1 protein-coding gene is annotated in these 1370 nt (G+C 70.5%); it reads left to right on the top strand.

From position 1 onward, the window contains the following. The coding region (locus tag FOF48_RS36195) for a non-ribosomal peptide synthetase (protein WP_143909567.1) at window positions 1-1370 on the top strand (1370 nt) is incomplete at both ends.

Genomic DNA, 1370 nt, shown 5'->3' with positions numbered 1-1370 from the left:
TGGATGCTGGAGGACGCGAAGGCGCCGGTGCTGCTGACGCAGCAGAAGCTGGTGGGCGTGCTGCCCGAGCACACGGCGCGCACGGTGTGCCTGGATAGCGATTGGGAGAGCATCGCCCGGGGGCCGGTTACGCGTGTCGCGGCGCGGACGGGAGAGGGGAATCTGGCGTACGTGCTGTACACGTCGGGCTCGACGGGGCGGCCGAAGGGCGTGGCCATCGAGCAGCGAAGCGCGGTGGCATTCCTGCACTGGGCGACGTCCACCTTCACGGCGCAGCAGTTGGCGGGAGTGCTGGCGGCGACGTCGTTGAACTTCGACTTGTCGGTGTTTGAAGTCTTCGCGCCGTTGAGCAGTGGTGGCGCGGTGGTGGTGGCGGAGAACGCGCTGGCGCTGCCGACGTTGAAGGACGCGGGCCGGGTGACGTTGGTGAATACGGTGCCGTCGGCGATGGCGGAGCTGGTGAGGAGCCAGGGCGTGCCGGAGTCGGTGCGCACGGTGAATCTCGCGGGCGAGCCGCTGCAGAATCGGCTGGCGCAGTCCCTCTACGGGCTGAAGGGAGTGGAGGGCGTCTACAACCTCTACGGGCCGACGGAAGACACGACGTATTCGACGTACACGCGGGTGGAGAAGGAGGCGGGGAGGGAGCCGACGATTGGGCGTCCGCTGACGGGCTCGCGGGCGTACGTGCTGGACGCGTGGCTGCGTCCAGTGCCGCGGGGAGTGCCGGGAGAGTTGTACCTGGCGGGAGCGGGGCTCGCGCGAGGGTACCTGGAGAAGCCGGCGCTGACGGCGGAGCGCTTCGTGCCGAACCCATACGCGGGGCGGCCGGGCGAGAGGATGTACCGCACGGGAGACAGGGTGCGGTGGCTGGCGACGGGAGAGCTGGAGTACCTGGGGCGAATCGACTTCCAGGTGAAGGTGCGAGGCTTCCGCATCGAGCTGGGCGAGGTGGAGTCGGCGCTGGCGTCGCAGGCGGGGGTGCGCGAGTCGGTGGTGGTGGTGCGGGAGGACGCGCCGGGCGACAAGCGTCTGGTGGCGTACGTGGCGGGGACGGGGCTGGAGGCGGCGGAGCTGCGCAAGGGGCTGAAGCAGCGGCTGCCGGAGTACATGGTGCCGTCGGCCTTCGTGGTGCTGGGCGGGCTGCCGCTGACGCCGAATGGGAAGGTGGACCGCCGGGCCCTCCCCGCGCCGGAAGGCCCGAGCGGGCAGGGCGAGTACGTGGCACCGCGCACGGCGACGGAGGAGAAGGTGGCGACGCTCTTCGCGCAGTTGCTGCGGATGGAGCGGGTGGGCGCGGAGGACTCCTTCTTCGAGCTGGGTGGGCACTCGCTGCTGGCGATGCAGCTGGCCTCCAGACTGCGTGGCGCCTT

The sequence above is a fragment of the Corallococcus sp. Z5C101001 genome (genome assembly GCF_007352635.1).
Taxonomy (GTDB): Bacteria; Myxococcota; Myxococcia; order Myxococcales; family Myxococcaceae; genus Corallococcus; species Corallococcus silvisoli.
The sequence above is the reverse complement of the archived record's forward strand: the minus strand, read 5'-3'. Positions and strand labels throughout refer to the sequence as shown.